Annotated in this window: 20 protein-coding genes and 1 pseudogene; 13 read left to right on the top strand and 8 right to left on the bottom strand. The window is 69.9% G+C overall.

Features of this window, described 5'->3' with window-relative positions; genetic code table 11:
* Positions 1–205 precede the first annotated feature (205 nt).
* The 10 genes from ACFVWU_RS21000 (at position 206) to ACFVWU_RS20955 (ending at position 8185) form a co-directional block, all read left to right on the top strand.
* Complete coding sequence (locus ACFVWU_RS21000) at positions 206–772, top strand: DJ-1/PfpI/YhbO family deglycase/protease (protein WP_387623016.1); 567 nt, start codon at positions 206–208, stop codon at positions 770–772.
* Positions 773–1559: 787 nt separating this feature from the next.
* Positions 1560–2066 carry a hemerythrin domain-containing protein gene (locus ACFVWU_RS20995; protein ID WP_387623014.1) on the top strand — a complete coding sequence of 169 codons (507 nt, stop codon included), beginning with the start codon at positions 1560–1562 and terminating at the stop codon, positions 2064–2066.
* Positions 2067–2111: 45 nt separating this feature from the next.
* Positions 2112–2672 (top strand): hemerythrin domain-containing protein, encoded by a 561-nt coding sequence (locus ACFVWU_RS20990; protein WP_387623012.1) that lies wholly within the window; start codon positions 2112–2114, stop codon positions 2670–2672.
* Positions 2673–3014: 342 nt separating this feature from the next.
* A complete protein-coding gene (locus tag ACFVWU_RS20985; RefSeq protein ID WP_387623009.1) occupies positions 3015–3266 on the top strand; it encodes a hypothetical protein in 252 nt (83 codons plus the stop codon).
* 423 nt (positions 3267–3689) lie between these two features.
* Positions 3690–4199 carry a beta-class carbonic anhydrase gene (locus ACFVWU_RS20980; protein ID WP_387623007.1) on the top strand — a complete coding sequence of 170 codons (510 nt, stop codon included), beginning with the start codon at positions 3690–3692 and terminating at the stop codon, positions 4197–4199.
* A 28-nt stretch (positions 4200–4227) separates the two neighbouring features.
* On the top strand, positions 4228–4515 hold the full coding sequence (locus tag ACFVWU_RS20975; protein WP_387623004.1) for a hypothetical protein: 288 nt from the start codon (positions 4228–4230) through the stop codon (positions 4513–4515).
* Between the two features lie 407 nt (positions 4516–4922).
* Positions 4923–6005 carry a Ku protein gene (locus ACFVWU_RS20970; RefSeq protein WP_387623001.1) on the top strand — a complete coding sequence of 361 codons (1083 nt, stop codon included), beginning with the start codon at positions 4923–4925 and terminating at the stop codon, positions 6003–6005.
* Between the two features lie 18 nt (positions 6006–6023).
* Positions 6024–6587, top strand: coding sequence for a DUF488 family protein (locus ACFVWU_RS20965; protein ID WP_387622998.1), 564 nt, complete (start codon positions 6024–6026; stop codon positions 6585–6587).
* Between the two features lie 458 nt (positions 6588–7045).
* Positions 7046–7462: a DUF5709 domain-containing protein gene (locus ACFVWU_RS20960; protein WP_387622996.1), complete on the top strand. Its 417-nt coding sequence runs from the start codon at positions 7046–7048 to the stop codon at positions 7460–7462.
* Between the two features lie 84 nt (positions 7463–7546).
* Positions 7547–8185 carry an endonuclease gene (locus ACFVWU_RS20955; protein WP_387622993.1) on the top strand — a complete coding sequence of 213 codons (639 nt, stop codon included), beginning with the start codon at positions 7547–7549 and terminating at the stop codon, positions 8183–8185.
* 472 nt (positions 8186–8657) lie between these two features.
* Here ACFVWU_RS20955 and ACFVWU_RS20950 read toward each other — a convergent pair whose 3' ends face one another.
* Positions 8658–9050, bottom strand: coding sequence for an STAS domain-containing protein (locus tag ACFVWU_RS20950; RefSeq protein WP_387622990.1), 393 nt, complete (start codon positions 9048–9050; stop codon positions 8658–8660).
* Between the two features lie 422 nt (positions 9051–9472).
* Positions 9473–9796: a hypothetical protein gene (locus ACFVWU_RS20945; RefSeq protein ID WP_387622987.1), complete on the bottom strand. Its 324-nt coding sequence runs from the start codon at positions 9794–9796 to the stop codon at positions 9473–9475.
* A gap of 236 nt (positions 9797–10032) precedes the next feature.
* Here ACFVWU_RS20945 and ACFVWU_RS20940 point away from each other — a divergent pair, with 236 nt between their 5' ends.
* On the top strand, positions 10033–10299 hold the full coding sequence (locus ACFVWU_RS20940; protein ID WP_387622984.1) for a hypothetical protein: 267 nt from the start codon (positions 10033–10035) through the stop codon (positions 10297–10299).
* A 752-nt stretch (positions 10300–11051) separates the two neighbouring features.
* Here ACFVWU_RS20940 and ACFVWU_RS20935 read toward each other — a convergent pair.
* Entirely contained in the window at positions 11052–11390 is a 339-nt protein-coding gene (locus ACFVWU_RS20935) for a hypothetical protein (RefSeq protein ID WP_387622982.1), read from the bottom strand.
* A 724-nt stretch (positions 11391–12114) separates the two neighbouring features.
* Here ACFVWU_RS20935 and ACFVWU_RS20930 point away from each other — a divergent pair.
* Positions 12115–12387, top strand: a complete 273-nt coding sequence (locus ACFVWU_RS20930) for a hypothetical protein (protein WP_387622979.1) — start codon at positions 12115–12117, stop codon at positions 12385–12387.
* Between the two features lie 880 nt (positions 12388–13267).
* On the opposite strand, the pseudogene ACFVWU_RS20925 reads toward ACFVWU_RS20930, so the two are convergent.
* Positions 13268–13441 (bottom strand): annotated as a pseudogene (locus tag ACFVWU_RS20925) (pirin family protein); the annotation flags it as partial.
* A 95-nt stretch (positions 13442–13536) separates the two neighbouring features.
* On the opposite strand from ACFVWU_RS20925, the gene ACFVWU_RS20920 reads away from it, so the two are divergent.
* The gene (locus ACFVWU_RS20920; RefSeq protein ID WP_387622977.1) at positions 13537–14691 is read left to right on the top strand and encodes a tyrosine-type recombinase/integrase; all 1155 of its coding nucleotides are present in this window, start codon (positions 13537–13539) and stop codon (positions 14689–14691) included.
* A 53-nt stretch (positions 14692–14744) separates the two neighbouring features.
* Here ACFVWU_RS20920 and ACFVWU_RS20915 read toward each other — a convergent pair whose 3' ends face one another.
* From ACFVWU_RS20915 to ACFVWU_RS20900, 4 genes are all read right to left on the bottom strand, one after another.
* Positions 14745–14936, bottom strand: coding sequence for a helix-turn-helix domain-containing protein (locus ACFVWU_RS20915; RefSeq protein WP_387622974.1), 192 nt, complete (start codon positions 14934–14936; stop codon positions 14745–14747).
* A gap of 679 nt (positions 14937–15615) precedes the next feature.
* Positions 15616–17613 (bottom strand): putative Ig domain-containing protein, encoded by a 1998-nt coding sequence (locus tag ACFVWU_RS20910; RefSeq protein ID WP_387622972.1) that lies wholly within the window; start codon positions 17611–17613, stop codon positions 15616–15618.
* 476 nt (positions 17614–18089) lie between these two features.
* Positions 18090–18929, bottom strand: a complete 840-nt coding sequence (locus ACFVWU_RS20905) for a TIGR03943 family putative permease subunit (RefSeq protein ID WP_387622969.1) — start codon at positions 18927–18929, stop codon at positions 18090–18092.
* Positions 18926–19933, bottom strand: coding sequence for a permease (locus ACFVWU_RS20900; protein ID WP_387622967.1), 1008 nt, complete (start codon positions 19931–19933; stop codon positions 18926–18928). Before ACFVWU_RS20900 ends, ACFVWU_RS20905 begins: the two co-directional genes overlap by 4 nt.
* Between the last annotated feature and the right edge of the window lie 452 nt (positions 19934–20385).

Here is a 20385-nt window from a genome sequence, read left to right as displayed (position 1 = left end):
CATCGCCACGGCCCAGGATCTTCGTCTGATACTCACCGTGGACCTCCGAGGTGCGGGACGGGCGTCCTCGGCCCGCCGGTGCCACGCGGCTAACCCAGATCGGGAACGGCCAATCCGACATGGTCGTGGGAATGCCGGGTACCCGCTGGCATCCGGGGCGCGGCCGTCCGCGCCCGACGCGCATCACCGCTGCCCAGGAGGAGAGATGACCCACCACACCAAGGTCCTGGCGATCGTGACCAACTACGGCGTCGAACAGGACGAACTCCTCGTCCCCGTACGGCACCTGCGCGACGACGGCGTGCGGGTCGACATCGCCGCCCCCGACCGGGACGACATCCGCACCCTGGTCCGGGACAAGCGACCGGGCGAGACCGTACGCCCGACCCATACCCTCGCCGAGATCGACCCCACTGACTACGACCTGCTGCTCATCCCCGGCGGCACCCTCAACGCGGACCGCCTCAGGCTGCGCCTGGAGGCGGTGGCCGTGGTGCTTGCCTTCACCACCTCCGGCCGGCCGGTCGCCGCCGTCTGCCACGGCCCGTGGCTGCTGGCCGAGGCGGGCGTCGCCTACGGCAAACAGCTCACCTCCTACCCCTCGCTGCGCACCGACCTCGCCAACGCCGGCGCGACCTGGGCGGACGAACCGCTGGTCACCGACGACGCCAACGGCTGGCGGCTGATCACCTCCCGCAACCCCGACGACCTCGAACACTTCCTGCAGGGCATCGACTCCGCACTCCGCGCCCGGGCGGAGGCCGTCGCCTGACCGCCTGACCGCCTGACCGGCGACGGGACCGCGGGCCGATACTGGGACGGGAAGCGGTGGTGCCCGTCCATCCCCGTGGACTCCTCCCAGAACGCCGGCCCCGGCCGCTCGCCGTCGGCGCAGACCGCCACCCCGGGCCAGCCCGTTCGGCGTGCCGAACCCGGCCGCCGGGGTGGCTCGACGCCCGACCCAGCACCGCGACCGGCTTGCCGTGCCGTAGCGCCTCGGGAAGGAAGCGGATGGCGTCCGGATCGGTGGGCAGCGCGCGCTCGCAGCCATCCGGTACCACCAGGGGGTCGTACAAGGGCATCGCCGAGCGCTGCGCGCACCTGGGGTTCGGTGCCCCGGCCCTGCTTGTGGCCGGGTGGGGTGAATGTCAGGCGGCACTCCTCGTGGAAGTCGCCGAGCGCTTCGAGGACAGCTGCGCGTGAGTGGTCCGGCTGCCCAGGCGGGACGTCCCCCCTCGTAGTCCCTTGCCGGCACCGTCCTCGACGGGACCTCCGAGTACCGCAGGTACACGCCCGGATAGCCGGTCGCGAGCAAGGCGGGCAGGACGCGGCCGCCGATCAGGCCCATCCGGTCGCCGCCGGTGCCTGGTCGGTTGCCTCGCGCATCGCCCGCGCCGCTTTGCTGACGTTGGCCGTCCCGGCGGTCGTTCCGGAACCGGGACGTGTCTGACGGCTGCCCCCGGACCTGCGGCGGTAATCCTGTCGGCGGTTCCGCGTTTGGCGCCGGTCCGCCCGGGGACACGCCCGGGCGGCGGGGGCCGTCGACGAGGAGGCCGACGATGTCGAACGATGCCATCGTCCTGCTGCGGGAGGACCACAAGGAAGTCCGCCGCCTGTTTCGCGAGTACCACGGGCTCGCCGAGGGTGACCGCGATGACCCGGCGCGGCACAGGACGGTCCAACGGATCATCGAGTCGCTGACCGTCCACACCTACCTGGAGGACGAACTGCTCTACCCCAGGATCCGCCAGGAGGTGCCCGGGCTCGCCGAGTCCATGGACCGCGCGGAGCAGGAGCACCACGTCGCGGACCTGCTCTGCGAGGAGCTGAGCCGGATGGCCCCCGACGACGAGGGCTACGACGCCAAGACCGCCGTCCTGATCGACGCCGTCGAAAGGCACATCGAGCAGGAGGAGAGCGACTGGTTCCCGCAGGTGCGGGCCACGCTCGGCCGCAAGGAACTGCGGGAGATGGGCGAGCGGATGCAGGCCGTGCGCGAGACCGCGCCGCGCCACCCGACCTCCGGCGGCATGCTGCACCGCATCGCCGACGCACTGGAGGGCTGACCCGGACCCGCTGGCCGGAGTGACACCTCGCAGGAAGGAACAGCCGTGCACCACGACGAAGACCTGCTGGACCAGCTCACCGCCGACCACCAGGCCGTACGGATCCACTTCAGCGAACTCAGCGGCCTTCCCGGCGGAGATCCGCAGCGCAAGGAGCTGGCCGACCTCGTGACGGACCAGCTGGTGCGCCACACCCGTGCCGAGGAAGAGCACCTGTACCCGCTCGCCCGCGACCGACTGGCCGACGGGCCGGCCCTGGTGGAACGCGAACTCGCCGACCACCGCGCGGTGGAGGCCCTGCTGACGGATCTCCGTCCGACCAGGGTCGGCTCGCCCCACTTCGACCGTCTGGTGGCCCGCCTGACAGAGGAGGTCACCCGGCACGCCAGCGAAGAGGAGGCGCAGCTCTTCCCGGCCGTGCGGGCCGTCACCACCGAGGCCGAGCTGCGCGTCCTCGCCGCTCGCGCCCGCGAGACCAAGGAGCTCTCCTCCGGCCGGCCTCGGCACCAGCGCCCGACCGAACGGGCCGCCGACCGTCTGCCGCCGCCCGAGCGCCCGCTCATGGAAAGGCTGCGGGAGTTCCTGACCCCGGGCGGACCGCACTGACCCGTCGCACCCGGAGCGCTGATGTGCCACCACGGCTGGTGGAGACCGACTGGGGGACCACGATGGGCTCGGTGGTAGCCCGGTCGAAGCAGCTGCTGCGGGAGCGCGGACCGGGCTCGATCGGGCTTCCCATCACGACGATGGTCACGGTGCCGTCAGTGCGGCGGATCGCGTGCGCGCCGAGGGTGGGGCTGCCGGAGGAGACCGCGACGGTGCTGCCGCCGACCCTTTGTCTGCGCGGCCGTCCTCGGCGACTCTGCCGGCTATGAGATCGGCCGTCACCTTGGTCGGGCGCTCCTTCGCACCCGGCCGCTGCGGCGCCATGCCAAGCAGGTTGACACCGTGCAGGACCTGATCGTCGGCGCGGGCCGGCCGCCGTCTTCGTGGGCCGTTTCATCGCCTTCTTCCGGTCGCTGGGTCACCCTCCTCGGCTACTTCGCCGGAATCGCCTACGCCAGGATGAGGGAATGGTCGGCGGGGTCGCCGCCAGCGATCGTCGTGATCACCGCCGTCGCCCTGCTGGTCTGGTACCTGCGGCGGCACCGCTCGCGGGATCATGAGCCGTCGGACGACAGCGGCGGACGAAATCCCTGAACCGTGCGACCCTGACCGGCCGCACGGACGGTCAGCGCCGCGTCCTCCACCGGCCAGCTTCAGGATCTCTCAGGCGGTGGAGGCGGAAATCTTCTTCGCTCCCGCGCCCGCCAGCCGCGCAGGTGAGACCCGCCCCGGCCTGAAAGCCGGGCTGCCCGCGCGACACCACCCCGCGAACCTCCTCAGCGCAAAACGGGACGCGTCCTTCCTGTTCGGTTCCACTAGGCCCGCCGCTACGACACCATGCCCGGGGCCGAATGAAGCGAGCACGGATGCGTAGCGCGGTCACCTCGGCCATGGTGGACATTGGCGGAGCGGGTCGGCGGAGCGACGCTGAAAGGAACCCGCGCCCGCGACGACCGGGCAGCGGCCCGCGTCTCGGCTCCTGCCGCCCGCGCTGCCCGGCCAAGGGAGGAGGCAGAGATGTCGGCCACCGACCGATACCTGAAGAACAACGAGGAGTACGCCGACCGCTTCCCCGGCCCGCTTCCAGGGCCGCCGTCGGAACAGGTCGCCGTGGTTGCCTGTATGGATTCCCGCATGGACATCTACGCCATCCTCGGCCTGCGCCCGGGCGAGGCGAACGTGATCCGCAACGCTGGTGGAGTCATCACCGACGACGAGATCCGCTCCCTCGCGATCAGCCAGCGGTTCCTGGGAACGCGTGAGATCATCCTCATCCACCACACCGACTGCCCGCTGCTCAACATCAGCGACGACGTGTTCAAGAAGCAGATCCAGTCCGAGACGGGGATCAGACCGTACTGGCCAGTGGAGAGCTTCCGGGACCTGGAGACCGACGTCCGGCGCTCGATCTGGCGGGTCAAGAGCAGCGCGTTCCTGCAGCACCGCAACGCCGTCCGAGGGTTCATCTACGACGTCGCCACCGGACGGCTGACCGAAGTAACTCCACCCACATCGCCGGTGCACTGAGCCGGCCCGGCCTGGGAAGGGACAAACAGTGGCTGCGGACATTCAGATCGAATCCCTGGGCGATCACGAATACCTCGTGCGCTTCCCCACGGCCGGCGAAGAGATCACCTCCCGCTTCCAGGCGACCGAGGCCGTAGTCGACCAGCTGCACATCCCGGGCGCCGATGAGGTGCGGATCGTGCAGGAGACCGCCGTGTTTCTCGCAGAGCGGCAGCCGGTGATCGACATCCCGCCGATGATCGACCTCGACGATGTCGCAGCCGCCTACGGCGACGACTACCTCGAGGAACTCAGCCGCCGCCTCAATCCCCTATGACGCCAGGTCGGGCCGTGACCAGCGAGGCGAGCAACCAAGCCACCAGCGCCGGAGCTCTAGGGTTTGCGACCGGCATCGCCGGGAAGCCGGCGGGTGTCGGAGCTCATCCCCCTGGACGACGTCATGACCACACCTGATCCGTCGAGCGGCACATCGACCAGGAGGAGAGCACCTGGTTCCCGAGGATCCGGTCCACGCTCGGCCGCAAGGAGCTCCGGGAGATGGGCGAACGGATGCAGGCCGTGCGCGAGACCGCGCCGCGCCACCCGACCGGCAGCGGCATGCTGCACCGCATCGCCGACGCACTGGAGGGCTGAACCGGGTGAGACGGCCCGGCCCCGGAGACCAGGAAGCGGCTCGGCTAGTGGAGGCGGAAGCCGCCGGGTGACGTGGAAGGGAGGCCGGTGATGGCCAGACCAGTGTGGACGGGCGTACTGACCTTCGGGCTGGTGACTGTGCCCGTCGCTCTGTACACCGCCACCGAGGATCACTCGGTCAGGTTCCACCAGTTGCAGCGCGACACCAGTGACCGGGTCCGCAACAAGCGGGTCAACGAGCGCACCGGCGAGGAAGTCCCGTACGAGGAGATCGTCAAAGGCTACGAGATGGCCGAGGGCGAGTACGTGGTCATCGAGCCGGAGGAACTGGAACAGATCTCCCCCGGCCGGTCCAAGACCATCGACATCTCCGGGTTCGTCGACCTCGACCAGGTCGACCCGATCTTCTTCGACCGGACCTACTACCTCGGGCCCCGCGGACCCGAGTACGCCAAGATCTACGCCCTGCTGGCGAAGTCCCTCGCCCGCTCCAACCGGGCCGGGCTGGCGATGTTCGCGATGCGCGGCAAGGAATACCTGACCGCGGTGCGCGCCGACCGCGGCCTGCTGGAGCTCCACACCATGCACTTCGCCGCCGACGTCCGCGACCCCGAGCGCGAGGTCGACGCCCTGCCCGGGGAGGACGTGAAACTGTCCGCGCAGGAACTGGAGACCGCCGAACAACTCATCGGCACGCTCGAAGTCGACTGGAACCCCGACGACTACCACGACACCTGCGCCGAGCAGGTCCGCAAGCTCGTCGAGGACAAGGCAGCCGGCCGGGAGATCGTGCGCTCCGAAGGCCCGCCCGCAGAGGCCACCAATGTCGTCGACCTGATGGACGTGCTGCGCCGCAGTCTGGAAACCGCCGAGGGCGGCAAGACCAAGACGGAGCCGGCTACGGCCGGTGAACGGCAGCGGGCACGCAAGCCCGACCGCACACCCAAGGCCGCCGCCGGGACCAAAACCACCTCCACCAAGCCCACCGAGGCCCCAACCCCCGCCAAGAAGCGGGTCACTGCGAAGAATGAGGACCTCGACCAGCTCACGAAGGCCGAGCTCTACCAGCGGGCGGCCGAGCTGGACGTCCCGCACCGCTCGACGATGAACCGCGACCAGCTCCAGGAGGCCGTCCAGAAGGGCGGGCGCAAGCGCCTGCGCGCCGCCTCCTGAGTCAGGGAAGCGATCACGATGGCACAGCCACCTGATCCCGTCACCCTGCTGACCTTCGGGCACGGTCTTGCGACGCGTGACCAACTGGCCTCGTTCCTTCACCACGCGGGTGTGCGGGTCGTGGTGGACGTACGAACCGCTCCCGGTAGCCGCCGCAACCCGGACGCGGGACGCGGGGCGCTCGCCTCGTGGCTGCCCCAGCACGGCATCGACTACCGGTGGGAGCCGCGATTGGGTGGCTTCCGGAAGGCGGCCCCGGAGTCCCCGGACACCTTCTGGGAGAACACCTCGTTCCGCGGATATGCGGGCTACAGCCGCCACCCCGACTTCATCGCCGCCATGGACGAGCTACTGGCGCAGGCCTCTGTCACCCGCACCGCCGTCATGTGCGGCGAAACGCTCTGGTGGCGCTGCCATCGACGGATCATCGCCGACTTCGCCGTACTGGCCCGACGCGTCCGGGTGCAGCATCTGGCGCACAACGGACGCCTGACGGAACACCGACCAACGGGCGGGGCCCGCCTGCGCGACGACGGACTGCTCGTCTTCGACGGTGAATGGGGATCCTCATCCGCGCACTGATGGACATCGACCCGCAGTACCCCATGGCGGATGAGAAGGCCCGCAAGGAACTGCTCGCCGCCAAACGTCTACTGAAGACGGAGGCTGCCGAGGACGCAGAGCCTCGATGACGGTCGCCCGCCAAGCCGCGAATTCCTGCTTCGACAACCCGCAGCGGCCCCACAGCAGTGCAGTTCGTGTTAGCTCGGCCTACCCGGGTAGCCGCGCGGGTGGAGCGAGCAGAGGAGGGTGGTGCCGTGGACCACCACGAGCTCCGCGAGCGGGGGCGGCAATCGCGGATCGACGTGTCCAGCCGGCGGTCGCGGCGGGCTCAGGGAACGGCCGTTCTGCTCTCACGGCACTTCCATGACGACCGGAATCAACCCAGTACCCCGGAAATGACAACCTCATCATCCCCCGAAAGACATGCCTCGCCGCTGCTCGCAGACGGGCAGGGCATGTCCTAGCAGGAGCGAACCATGAACGCCGAACCCCACGATCCTGGAGTCCCGCCCGACGACGAGGGCATCCCCGACCTTCACGGCGAGGCACCCACTGCCGAGCGCGCGGAGGATCCGCAGCGCCCGGCCGTCCCCGTCGACCGTCCGGTCGCGGCGGAGTCATATGGCACCACCCCGGCCGAGCAGCAACACGGCGAGCCGCTCGCAGATCGACTGGCCCAGGAGGAGGCGGAGATCCCATCCCAGGCGGCTGACGATACGACCGAGCCGACGGCCGGTCGGCTGGTCTCCGAGGACGAGGGCCTCCGCGAACGCACTACCCAGCAGGAAGTGGCCGAGGAAACAGATGATCACGCGGGGCTGTCGGCCGAAGAAGCAGCCGTTCATGTCCGCCGCGTCAACGTGGAGGATCTGGATCTCCCGGCCGAGGAGTAGCAGCAATCCCGATCGGTCACGTGCAGTCCCAAGAGTGGACCGCGCTGTTGTCGGACAGCGCGGTCGGGAAAGGAGGTTCGTGCGATGGACGAGAAGAAGATGACTGCGCGTCTGCTGCGAGAGCACGGGCGGACCTACGCTGAGGAAGCTGGGATTCGCCTGCGCAACACCCCGGCTCCGCTCTACCAGCTGCTCATGTTCACCGTGCTGTGTTCAGTTCGGATCAAGGCCGAGATCGCCGTGGCGGCAGCCCGCGAACTCTTCAAAGCAGGCTTCCGAAGCCCCGGAAAAATGGCGGGGTCGGACTGGCAGGCCCGTGTCGACGCCTTGGGCCGCGCGCACTACGTCCGTTACGACGAGAGCACGGCGACCGCGCTCGGCGACGGCGCCGAGTTGGTCCTGGACCGTTGGCACGGCGACCTGCGCAAGCTGCGTGATGAGGCAGACGGGGACATCGGGAAGCTGCGCAAGCTACTCCAGGAGGTGCCCAGGATCGGACCTGTCGGCGCGGACATCTTCTGCCGCGAGGCACAAGCGATCTGGCCCGAACTGCGCCCTTATTTCGACCAGCGAGCCCGGAAGGTCGCCGCCTCGCTCGGCCTGCCCCGGGACCCGGCAGCACTGGGCGACCTGGCCCCAGGCAAAGCCATGGCACGGCTGGCCTCTGCCCTGGTCAGAGTCGGACTCTCGAAGGAAACCGCGAAGGAACTGAAAGCGGCATAGCCGCAATGTTGTTGTTCCTGTGGCACGCCGCCATTCACCAAGACGGACCGAGGCGACCGGGCAACACGCCTGCACTCGGACGCCCGACCGCTTGGTGGCCGGAACGGACATCTTCCGGTGACGGGCTTCGCCGCCTCGATCGACGGGTCTCCCGCGCGGCTACCGATGCCGTGCATTGGGTAGAGCAGAGAGGTTCACCGGTATGAGGCTGCCCCCGACCGCGTACGTCGGCCAGCCTCTTCAGACCGGCCGGAAGGCGTTGGCGCGGTGATCTTGGTGGCAGTTTCGTGGCGATGCGAACCAACTTGACTCCGCACCCCCTCGGTTCGAATGGCGGTCGGGCCGACATAGGAGGATAGCGACACGGGGCGGTTTACACATTGAAGGCGACTACGACGGCCTCGGGCGGCCCGTGTCCACCGGGCGTGCCGGGCAGGGTCAGCGCACGCGCGAGAGCCTGTCCACGATGGCCTCACCCGTTTCCGGCAAGTGCGGCGCGGACGCTGTCGCGGACGGTGAAGACCTCGTCGGTCCCGGTGATCTCCAGCAGCCGCCTGGCCTGGGACGACAGCGCGGCCAGCACCAGCTCCACGCCCGCCGCCTGCGCGGCGGCACGGGCGGACAGCAACACGTTCAGGCAGGTGGAGTCGCAGAATGCCAGGCCGGAGAGATCGACGACCAGCAGCTGCGGGCGATCGCCCACCGCCCGGTCGAGCGCGCGCTGCAGCCGGACGCGCTGGTCCTGGTCCACCTCGCCATCAAGGCGGACGACCTCGGCCCCGCCGGGAGTCCGCGCGGTGCTGATCCGCAGCAGCGGGGCGGCGATGCCGGTGCTCTTGAAGCGGAAGGGTTGCCGGGTCGACATCGTCGGGCCTCCTCCGGCGTGGGAAGCTGTCCCGTCTTTGAGCCTGCCCCCTCCAGACCTCTCGCGCCAGTGCATCGCGTCGACTGGACCATGCACAGGCGAGCTGACGGCCGATGGCGTGCCGGTGTACGCGGACGAGGCCGGCACCTTTTCGTGGAGATCGATGGGCAGGCAGCCCGGCCGCTCGCCGCCCCGGCTGGGCACGGTTCCGGCTGCGATACGCCTGTGCAGTCGCCGGCCAGGATGGCGACCTCGGTGAGAACCCAGCTGCGCGGATGGCCGCAGGCCGGGCACGACTGCGCGCGGGCGCGGGCCAAGTTTGCTTCGGAAGCGGGTTTGGTGGTCACGGTGGGCATCCTGACGAACCGGACCGCCGGTGGCGCTCCGCCACGCACGGCAGGTATCGCACCAGGAGGGCCGGATCAGGAGTGTCCGCACGCGGGCGGTGGTTGCGCATCGGCCCAGCGGGCGACGAGCTGGCAGCCGCGAATGGCCTCGTCGATCACGGCGGCGGAGCGGGGCTGCTGCGCAAGGTGCGCAAGGGCGGACACGGCCTGGTTGGTCGCCCACATCCGCAACCGCTTAACGTCGTCGGCGCCGAGCCGGCCGGTGCGGGCGAACCGTTCCCGCTGCGTGCGCACGCCCCGCGCGTCACCACTGCCAAGACCTGTCTCGGTGCGAGCAGTGGTTTTCTGCTCGGCGAAGTAGCGGTTGATGACACGGCGGGCGTCGATTTGCTCGTTCACGACTGCCCCCGACCCGATGAACTCACTTACACCGTGGCGCCCCGTCTCAAGGGCTGAGTGCTGGCGTTCGAGCGGTGCTGCTGACCCGTGGGAGGCCCACGATAGGCCACCCTTGGGCGCGGACCGCGTCGGATGGGCTCGACGCTGTCGCCCGGAGGGTGCACCGCTGCACCGGGGAAGCCCGGACGGCCTACCCCGGGGTGTGGGCCGCGCAAGTCTGCTCGACGCTCGACGTCATGGGATCGATCGTCGTCTTGTTCGAGCTTGAGCAGGACGAGGCACTGGGGCCGGACGGCGTGGAGCCGGTGGTGCTGGCCGTGCACGCCGCCGGCGCTGACCCTGAGGTGCCGGAGGATCCGCTGCCGCGCACCCTGTGCGGTCTGGACACCGGTCCGATGGAGCATTCCCACTACCGGCCCATGCGTCCGGGCGAGCCCTGGTATCCAGCGCCGCTGGCTGATCAGCGGTGCCACGCCTGCGAGAGCGCGCTGCACGCGCCATGAGCCGCCGGAAACCACCCGGTGTCCGCGCGGCGAACGGCTCCGACCCAGTGCAGGGCCGGACGACGCCGCGGTCGCGCGCCGGACCGTCATCCCGATTGCCGCCACGCTGCCCGGGGCATGGGGGGTGCTGTGTGAGGGCCGGGAAATCGATTTCAACCGCCGAGAACGACGGTGCGGCGAGCAGGCCGTCGACGAGGGTGCCACTGCCCTCGGACTTGAGGACGGGGTGGCGTCAGTGCGGGCCTTGCCGGATGCGAGGGCGAACATCACGGCGGCGGTGACGGCGGTCCTAGACATCCCGAACCTCAGAGTGGTGCGGATGGAAGCCGCTGACCGGGACGATGGTCGACTGTGCGACGAGGTAGATGCCGAGCGGCGCGAGGCCGATCCCTCATCGCCCTCAAGTATTCACGCCACTGAGGGCACGCTCGGTAAGCCGGGCCCAGGCGGGGCGGCCAGCCGATGGGCAGCGGCTCTCAGGCGGGTGGTGGGTGCGGCTCGCAGGGCTCGAGCTTCAGCCCGAACATGGCGCTCCTGCGATCCCGCTGCCTCATCGCGTCTTCCTCGCTTCCGCACCTTCATTCGCACCTTCACGGAGTGTTTCGAGGCGTCGTGCAGCAGCGGTAATGGCACGGCCGCGTCGAAGGGCGACCTGCCAGGGGTCGTGGTCGAGACGGTCGATGACGGACTTGATGGTGAAGCTCTGGGCGCGATCGCAGGGTCTTCGACCTCGGACCAGGTCAGCGGCGCGGCTACCGGCGCCCCTGGCGGCCGGACGGCGGGCAAGTCGGCGAGGCTGCGGGCGAAGGCGCGGACGTCGTCGAAGGGGCTGCGGCGGTCCAGGGCACGATGACGTGCAGGCCACGGGAGCCGCTGGTCATCGCGACTGACGGCAGGCGCAACTCGTCGAGCAGCTCGTGCAGTTGTAGGGCGGCCTGGCGGACCAGGGCGAAGTCGTCGTCGGGAGGGTCGAAGTCGAAGACCAGGCGGTCGGGGTGGTTCGGCCTGCTGGCGCGGGAGAGGAACCGGTGCGCAGTGATGCACGCCTGGTCGGCGAGGAAGACCAGGGTGGCGGTGTCGTCGCACAGCACGTAGGTCGAAGGGCCCTTTGGGCACTGCCCAGGGCTTGAGGACGCCGTCCACCTCAAGCAGGAAGTCGAAGTGCAGGGTGCTGGCACCGTGATCTGCACCACGAAAGCGGGCTCGTCCGACACCCGGCGTGCCCTGCTGCCGGTGGGCTCGGTGGTCCTGGAGAAGTCCCGCTTTCGGCAGTAGACGGCGAGCGCGATTCGTGGGCACGATCATCTCTCTGCCCGTCGAGCCGGTCAGGTGACCGGCTCGGGTGCCGGTACAGGTCCCGGCATCGGGCCAGGGTGAGGGCCCGGTTCCGGCGCGGGCGCAGGGGGTGGCTGCGGATCGGGCTCGGGCTGCGGAGGAGCCGGCGGTACCGGATCGGGACCACCCGGCGTGGGAACCGGGCCGGGCACGGGTTCGGGCTCCGGCCCACCGGGGCCTGGAGCCGGTGTCGGGTTGGGCGGCACCGGATCGTTCGGAGGTGTACCCATCTTCTCGCTCCTTCCGGCTGACCATGTCCGCCGTTGAACAGCGGAACCGAGATCAATCAAGTCCGGCCGATGGTCAGAGCAGCCGGTCACCACCAGCGCCGATGCCCGGGGCCACCTGGCTGCCGCCCATATCTCCACGGTAGAGCGGGCCCCACAGCGGCAGGTCAGCTCGGCCGCGCCCCTCGCCGAGTCCCCAACCGTGCGGCATGGCGGCTGGCGCCGAGGCGCCAGTCACGCGAGCATCGGGGCCATGACGGAACCCGAGCCTGCACCGGTGAGCCATGACGCCCATTACCTGGGCGAGACAGCCCGCCTCTACGGCTGGCAGGTCATGCGCGAGCAGGACGGGGCGATGCGGTTCTCACTGCTCGACTGGACGCTGCGGGTGGAATTCTTTCCGGACGGCCGGTTCTCGTCCGCCAGAGCGAACGGTCCCGGCAGCGCGGACACCCAGCTGGACTTACGGACCGTGCTCGACGCGCTCGAAGAGTACGGCAGCCCTGCATTGCCCAAGGAGTCATGAATCATCGGCCCTCGGCCGACGCCAATCCCCACCCCGGCTGGAAGGACGAGGTGGGGGTACGTAACTGGCACGCGGGCGCTCCCACTTCCGGGCCCCCACGACCGATGTCTGGGAAGGACTCCTCAAGGCAGAAGCCGCATCCGAGCTCCTGTCCTCGACGATCCATGGCGTGAAGGGCCAGGAGTTCCCGGCCGTGGAGCGACCCTTCCGGCGAGGATGCGCAAGGATGCTACCGGTCGGACGGTCCTCGACGACTGGGAGTTCGGGTTTCAGAGCGAAGCCAGGCGCGTTCTCTACGTCGGGGCGTCCCGAGCACAGGCGCTCCTGATGTTGGTTGCCCCGGTGAGTCACACGGAGCGGGTGACGAAGCTGCTGTCGAGGGACGGCGTCCCGTACCAGGTCTGCCCAGCGGTGACTGGAGGGTAGCTGCCAGGGTCCTGGCCCGGTCTGGACAGGGCCCACCGCAGCCTTTCGCGAGGCGGGCTCGTGCCGTGCCGACTCGCTTCCTGGCGACATAGGAACGCCTGCTTTGGCCTGCTCGGAGAGGGGGTCGGAGCAGTCCCGTCTTTGGCAGTTTCGTCCTTGCCGGCTTCCGTCCTCGCCGCCCCCTGCAGCGCCAGTCTGACCGTCCGTGAATGTGTCGGCGGCGATGCGCACGAAGGCGTCGAATGTCAGCTGACGATGCGTCGGATAAGTCAGCATCGAGTCAGCATCGGTCCGGGCAGACGCTGTTACGGATGGTCGAACCCTGTGATGCGCCAGCTGCGGGAGTGCCGGCCGACGGGGCCTGGCCGAGAGCTCGCGTGAGGGTGCCGAGGGTGCTGCGGGCAGGGAGTGCAGTAGTCGGCCTGCCGCACTTCCCGCCCGACGACTGCGCAGGTCAGCGGGTGCGTCCGCGCGGCTTCAAGGGGATTCCCGGGAGTTCGGGGGCGGGGAGGCGGTCGCCCGGGTAGCCCTGGACCTCTCCGAATCGGACGGAGTTCGCGGAACTCATCCATTCCTCGCGCGCTCGGGTAATGTCTTCGTGAGACCGCCCGATGAAGTTCCACCACATATCACGGGTTTGCCGTTTCTTCCCAGGTCAGAGGCCTGGTGGACCATCTGCCGTCAGCAAAACGTCAGCATTGGACGGGACGGAGGCCGCCGGCGATGGCAGCGAGGAACCTGGTGCACGGCATGGGCACCTTCTTCAAGGACTGCGAGCACCCGCAGGGCCGGTGGTCGAGGTGCTCCCACGAGTACAAGATCCGCTACCGCAACGCGGCCGGCAGGCAGACCGAGGAGTCCGGATTCCCCACGCAGGCGGAGGCGATCGACCGGCTCACAGAGCTCTACCGCGCGAAGCGCGCCCGGCCGGAGAATCAGACCAAGGCGGACCGCATCCGCAAGTACGGCGTGATGCAGTTCGGGGCGTACGTCGCGGAGTGGAAGGCCGGCCAGCGCGACCTCGGCCCGGCGTCGCTGAAACACCTCGACTCACTCCTTGAACACCACCTCTTCCCCGCCTTCCACAGCCGCCGGATGGGCACGTTCGACCACAAGGTCGTCGACGCCTTCATCCAGACCATGGAGCGCAACGGCGTTGGCTTGGCGACCCAGTCCAACGCCTTCGACAAGCTCAAGGCGATACTCCTCGACGCGCACCGCCTGGGCTTGTACGACGAGAGCCCGCTCGACGGCGTCAAGCCGCCCCAGTACGACCCGAATTGTGCCGTCATCCCGTCCCCCGCCCAGCTCCAGGGCATACGCTCCTCAGCAGACGACACCTTTCTCCTGATCGCCGACCTCATGAGCGGGTGTGGCTTGCGCAACGGCGAGGCCGCCGCCGTGAACGTCAACAACATCGTCGCCGAAGACGTCTACCGCGTCACCGAACAGGTCAACCAGACCACCAAGGGCTACGCCCCGCTCAAGCACCGCAAGGAAGGCGACTACCGCGACGTCCCGCTGCCAGCCCGAACTCGGCTCAGCATCCTCTCGTACGCGGACAAGTACGGCACCGTCGACGGCTACCTCCTCCGCCACCCCTTGGACATCACCAAGCCGTTCCCGTACTACTACCTGCAGAACGAGTGGCAGAGGATCAAAAGGGTCAACGATGTCGACATCCCCGAGGGCATGACGATCTACGGCCTGCGCCACTTCTTCGCCTCGAACTGCCTCGGCCACAACATCCCCATCACCGACGTCGCCGAGTGGATGGGCCACAAGAGCATCGACATCACCTTCAAGATCTACCGCCACCTCATGCCCGGCTCCATCGGCCACGCCGCCCAGGTGCTCGACCTCGGCCTCGCGGCCTGACACGCGTGGGGCCCTGTTCCACACCGGAACAGGGCCCCAACGTTCGGCCGGATTTAGGTGCCGGACATCCGCTGCTGCTTCACCCAGGCCTGGACCTCCGCGACCTTGAACTGCAGCTTGGCGTTCTGCCCCCGCCCGAACCGGTACGGAACGAGGCCGACCCGGGACGCCTCCCGATAGACCCACTGAACGGACATGTTGAGATACTCCGCAGTCTCCTTGACGGTCATGAACTGTGAAGACACAGGCCCTCCTCTGCGATGGCCGATCGGCGCTGCTGGGTGCAAGAGAGCCAAGTGTGGGTTGCACATGGAGATTTGGGCCTGCGGTGATCTCGTGATAGGGCCCCTGGCTGAGTGCCACGCGGCCATCCGGGCAAGGGCCGCCGACGCGGTCCCCCCCGGAGGTGCCCGCGATGCTCGACGCCCGATCCGGGCCGCTGTCCTCGGCGGACTGCGCGCCGCCGCGACCCGGATCGCCATGCTGGCCACCGGGCGGCCCTGACACCGTCTCAACCCGATCGAACCTGGCCCAGGGCGCCTGCCGGTACGGAGGACGGGAGCACATGCGCGTGGCGGCGCCGATCACGCCGAGCCCGGTTCGAGAATCAGGGGCCATCGCCGGTGCCATGCCTACGACTCCTCGTACAGTCGGGCGTCCGGCACCGGGTGAGCAGGAGGGGACCTTCACCACCCGGGCATCGGGGCACGGCGGCTGACGATGGTACGGCCGAGTCGCCACGCTCCGCCGGGCTCGGGTGTGACGAAGCCCGTAAGAGCACGAGGCCTGTGCTACCCGATCGCTCGGATAGCACAGGCCCTGGTTCAGGTGCGGGCTGCGCCCGGCCGCGTGGTCGACTGGCCGCCGGGGTGGAGTCGGAGGGCCGCAGTTCGCACGAGCTGCGGCCCTCCGGCGATTGGGAGGTCAGGAGGTGGTGAGGGCGGTGTCGTCGATGACGAAGCTGGTCTGGAGGGAGGAGTCCTCGGTGCCGGTGAACTTGACGGTGACGGTCTGGCCGGCGAGGGGGGAGAGGTCGTAGCTGCGCAGGGTGTAGCCGTTGCCGGCGTTGACGTTGCTGAAGGTGGCCAGGGTGGTGGTGCCCGCCTGGACGGTGAGCGTGTCGTAGGCGGTGGTGCCGGTCTCGGCGGTGTCGATGTGCAGGTAGAAGCTGAGGGTGGCCTTGCAGCCCGCGGGGATGGTCACCGACTGGGAGAGCGTGTCGGTGTGGCTGGTGCCGTAGCCGTCGAGCCAGGCCTTCCAGCTGCCGCTGTGCGCGGGTTCGCTGCTGCTGTTGTCGATGACGCCGGTGCTCGCCGTCCAGGGGGCGGCGCTGCCGGTTTCGAAGCCGGGGTTGCCGAGGAGTTGGGCGGCGGTGCAGGTGCCGCCGGTGCCGGTGACGGTCCAGCCGAAGGTGGTGGAGCCGCTGGCGCCGGTGCCGTCGGTGGCGGTCACGGTCGCGGTGTAGCTGCCGGCCGTGTTGGCGGTGCCGGTGATCAAGCCGGTGGAGGAGTTGACGGACAGTCCGGTGGGCAGGCCGCTCGCGGTGTAGCTGAGGGTCTGGCCGGAGGCGGAGTCGGTGGCGTGGATCTGCAGGCTGACCGAGGAGCCCTGGGCGCTGGTCTGGTTGCCGGGGTTGGTGACCGTGACGGTGTTCCCGCCGGTGCTGCCGGAGGTGAAGGCGGCGGTGCCGTTGGGGGTGCCGAGTCCGGTCGGGCCGTCGTAGCCGGTGCCGGCGGTGCACAGGTAGGACGGTGAGCAGCTGCCGTTGGCGCCGCTGGTCACGTCGTACAGCGAGCCGGGGTGCGCGTACGGGTAGGAGGCCGGAGTGGTGCCGGCGGCCGGGGTGCCGGCGAGGGCGTAGACGGCGGCGATGATCGGGGAGGAGGCGCTGGTGCCGCCGTAGACGTTCCAGCCGGAGCCGCCGTAGGTCTGGTAGACCGCGACGCCGGTGGCCGGGTCGGCGACGGCGGAGACGTCGGCGACGGTGCGCTTGGCGCAGCCGGTGTCCTTCTGCCAGCCGGGCTTGGGGTCGTAGGCGGAGCAGCCGGAGCCGGCACCGTTGCCGCCCGAGCTGCTGCCCCACACCGACTCGCTCCAACCACGGGCGTTGGAGGCGCGGTTGAGGCTGGTGCCGCCGACCGCGGTGACGTACTGCGAGGCCGCCGGATACTCGACGCCGTAGCCGGAGTCACCGGAGGAGACGGTGATGGCGACGCCCGGGTGGTCGAAGTAGCTGGAGTCGGAGCTCGGGTCGGTGGAGTCCTCCGAGCCGCCGTAGCTGTTGGAGACGTACTTGGCGCCCATCGAGACGGCGGTGTTGACGGCTGCGCCCAGGTTGCCCATGTTCGCGTCGTCGGACTCGACCAGCAGGATGTGGCAGTTGGGGCAGACCGCGCTGACCATGTCGACGTCGAGCGAGATCTCCCCGGCCCAACCGCTGTCGGCCGTCGGGTAGCTGGTGCCGCCGCGCTGGTCGACCTTCTTGAAGCAGCCGTTGGCGGTGGTGCAGGCCGGCAGGCCGTACTGGGAACGGTAGGCGGCGAGGTCGGACTCGGCGTTGGGGTCGTCCTGGGCGTCGACGATGGCGACGGTGGCGCCGGAGCCGGCCGAGGCGGGGAGCTTGTACGCGGAGGCGAGGTCGCTCGGGCCGTAGCCGGAGGGCGTGATGTTCGGCGCGAGGGTGGCCTGTTGGGCGATGTCCGTGCGGGCGAGCGCGAGGCAGGCCATCTCGCCGGGGTGGCTGGGGGCGGCGCACAACCGCTTGGTGGCGACGGTGGAGTGCGGTGTGCTGTCGGCGGTCGCGGTGGCCGTGGGGGCGGTGACCGCGAGCAGGCCGGTGGCGGCCAGGGCCAGGGCCGGCAGGGCGGCGAGGAGTCTGCGCGGCTTGGGCAGCCGCGGGCCGCTGGGGGTGTGGTGGCGCAAGGATCGACCCTCCGTGGGGTGAGGGCGCGGCCGGTGCCGGCATGGGGGTGCTCGCCGGTACGGGCTCGGGCCCGTGCTGACGGATCACGGCATGTGCGGGCCGGTCCCGGCGGATGTCCGTGGACCGGCTGGTGCTTGCGCTGTACGGGAGGTGGGGATCCCCGGGGAAGCTGCAGGCGTTGAGGGCATGACAGGCCTACGCCGTGCCGGAGGACGCGCCGCACGCGCAGCTGGTCGCGTGGCGTGCTCATGACGTTACTGACGGGTTGTCTACGTCATCAAGGTGCCGTTCGCAGCCTTTACCGGGCCTTGCCAATGAATTGCCCAATGGCTGAGGCAAGTTGGTGCGAAGGGACTCCGAGGAGTCGCGGCCGGATCGCAGTCCGCCTGCTGGTCGACGGCGAGCTGGCGTGGCCGGGCGAGCGCCCGTTTCCCGGACGGGGAGGCCAACCCCGACGCCTGCCCCGCGTAAGCCGCTACCGGTCCGAGGGCGGCGTGTCCCGGTACGGGGCGCGGGGCTGGGGGACGGCGTGTTGTTCGGAGACGTCGATGCGCGGCGTGGTGGTGGTGGGGGCGTCCGGGGTGGGTTTCCAGGTGCCGGTGAGGTCCACCCAGCTGTCGGTGGCGGGGGCTGGATCGTCGGCGTGCACCAGGACGCGCAGGCGGCGGGCGTCCGCAGCGCAGCAGCTGACGACCAGTCGATTGAGGTACCACTCGCCGGGCTGGGCGCCGGGGGAGACGAAGCCGGTGAGACGGACCTTGCGGCCCTCCAGACTCCGCTCCGGGTTGTGGCTGCGGCCGATGAACTCGGTGAGCGACATCGGGGTGATCACGCCGGCCCAGGGGTCGGTGGCGGCGCCGGATGTGCTCGGGGCCGGCGGCGTCGCCAGCGGGGTGTAGTCGGTCTGCTCGACGACGGCGTCCGTGCCGTCCCGGTTCGCGCTGAACGAGCCGAGCGGGGGAGGGGCGAGGCAGAGCAGCAGGACGGCGGGGACGGCCAGCAGCCACGCGACCCGGGGGCCGTGATCGTGCTCGTGCTCGTGCTCATCGTGGTCGGTGGGGCGGTGCCAGACCGCGTTGCCTTCGGCGTCGCGGCCGAAGCGCATCACCGGCTTCCGGCGCCGTTCCGTCAGCTGGCGTACGACGCCTGCGATCCCGAGCCCGACCAGGACGAGCCCGGAGGCGATCAGCGGGAGACGCAGGCCCTCCTTCACGTACTGCAGGAACACGTCGCTGCCGACGGTGATCCGCAGCAGGGCCGCGCCGACCAGGGCGACGAGCAGGGACGGGGCGAGACCCCGGACGGTGGTCTTCACAGCAGGACCCCTCCGATCACGATGCTGGCGAGGACGGCGACCGCGAAGGTCGTGGAGGAGAAGCGGGCGGCGAACGTGCGCCCGAAGGCGCCCGACTGGAGGGCGATGAGCTTGAGGTCGACCATCGGGCCGACCACCATGAAGGCCAGCCTGGCGGTGGGGGAGAAGCCGGTGAGCGAGGCGGCGACGAAGGCGTCCGCCTCGGAGCAGACCGCCAGCACCACGGCGAGGCAGGCCAGCGCCGGTACGCCCAGCCAGGGTTCGTCGGCGAAGATCCGTAGCACCGACGGCGGGACGAGCACGTTGAAGGTGGCGGCTGCTGCGGCGCCGACCACCAGGAAGCCGCCAGCGTGCAGGAAGTCGTGCTGGAGGCCGTGCCGGAACTCCTCCAGCGGGTTGCGCGCGCCCTCGCCGTGACCGGCCGGGCCCTTGGGCAGCCGCAGCCACTCGGGCCGGCCGAACGCCACCCAGAGCCAGCCCATCACGACTGCCGTGAGCAGTGACGCGAGCAAGCGGGCGAGCACCATCTCCGGTTTGCCGGGGAAGGCGATCGCGGTGGCGACCAGCACCACCGGGTTCACGGCGGGCGCGGACAGCAGGAACGCCAGGGCCGCCTCCGGGGCCACACCGCGGCGCATCAGACTGCCGGCCACCGGGACCGACGCGCACTCGCACCCCGGCAGCACGGCTCCGGCCACCCCGGCCACCGGGACGGCGAGCGCCGGGTTTCTCGGCAGCACCCGGGTGAACACCCGTTCCGGGACGAACGCCCCGATCGCCGCCGACACCACGGTGCCCAGCACCAGGAACGGCACGCCCTGCACCACGATTGCGACCATGACCGTCCGCCAGGTCTGAACACCGCCCGCGTTCCATACCCATACCAAAGCGACGGCCGCCCCGGCCGCCGCCAGTACCCCGAACAGCAGCGCGGGCCTCCAGCGGGGCGGGGTTTCCACCGGTGCCGCCGGGAGGTGCAGGGCGCTGCCGAGACTCGTCTCCATCAAAGGTGACCGCCCCTCAGCCCGCTCGCCACCGAGCCGCGGCGAGACCTTGTCTGCTCACTGTCATGCGAGAGCGGGGATAGAGTAGCGGTGATAATCATCTTCATCTAGGTCTTCCGCGGCTGCTGGACGGGTCGGTACTCTGCGGTCACGGGATCGGTCCGGCATGCCTGCAGCCTGCACGCTCGCGGTGGGCTGCCCTTGCCCTCAGTGGCGCCGATGCCGACGGCGGGACCGGACGTCGGTTGCGGCGCCGGACGGTCGCCAGAGGCGATCAGCACGGCGAGCACCGTGGTCACGGGCATGGCGGCGGTCCCGCGCCGTAGAGCCTGCGGGCGCCCATCGACGGGTCGGCCCGGTGCAGTTCCCACGGTCTGGTACCTGGTGATCGCCCTGCTGGTCCTCAACCGCCTCTGGCACTACCGGCACGCCCTCCCGTGGGACCGGCTCGA

The sequence above is a fragment of the Kitasatospora sp. NPDC058190 genome (genome assembly GCF_042883685.1).
Classification (GTDB): domain Bacteria; phylum Actinomycetota; class Actinomycetes; order Streptomycetales; family Streptomycetaceae; genus Kitasatospora.
The sequence above is the reverse complement of the archived record's forward strand: the minus strand, read 5'-3'. Positions and strand labels throughout refer to the sequence as shown.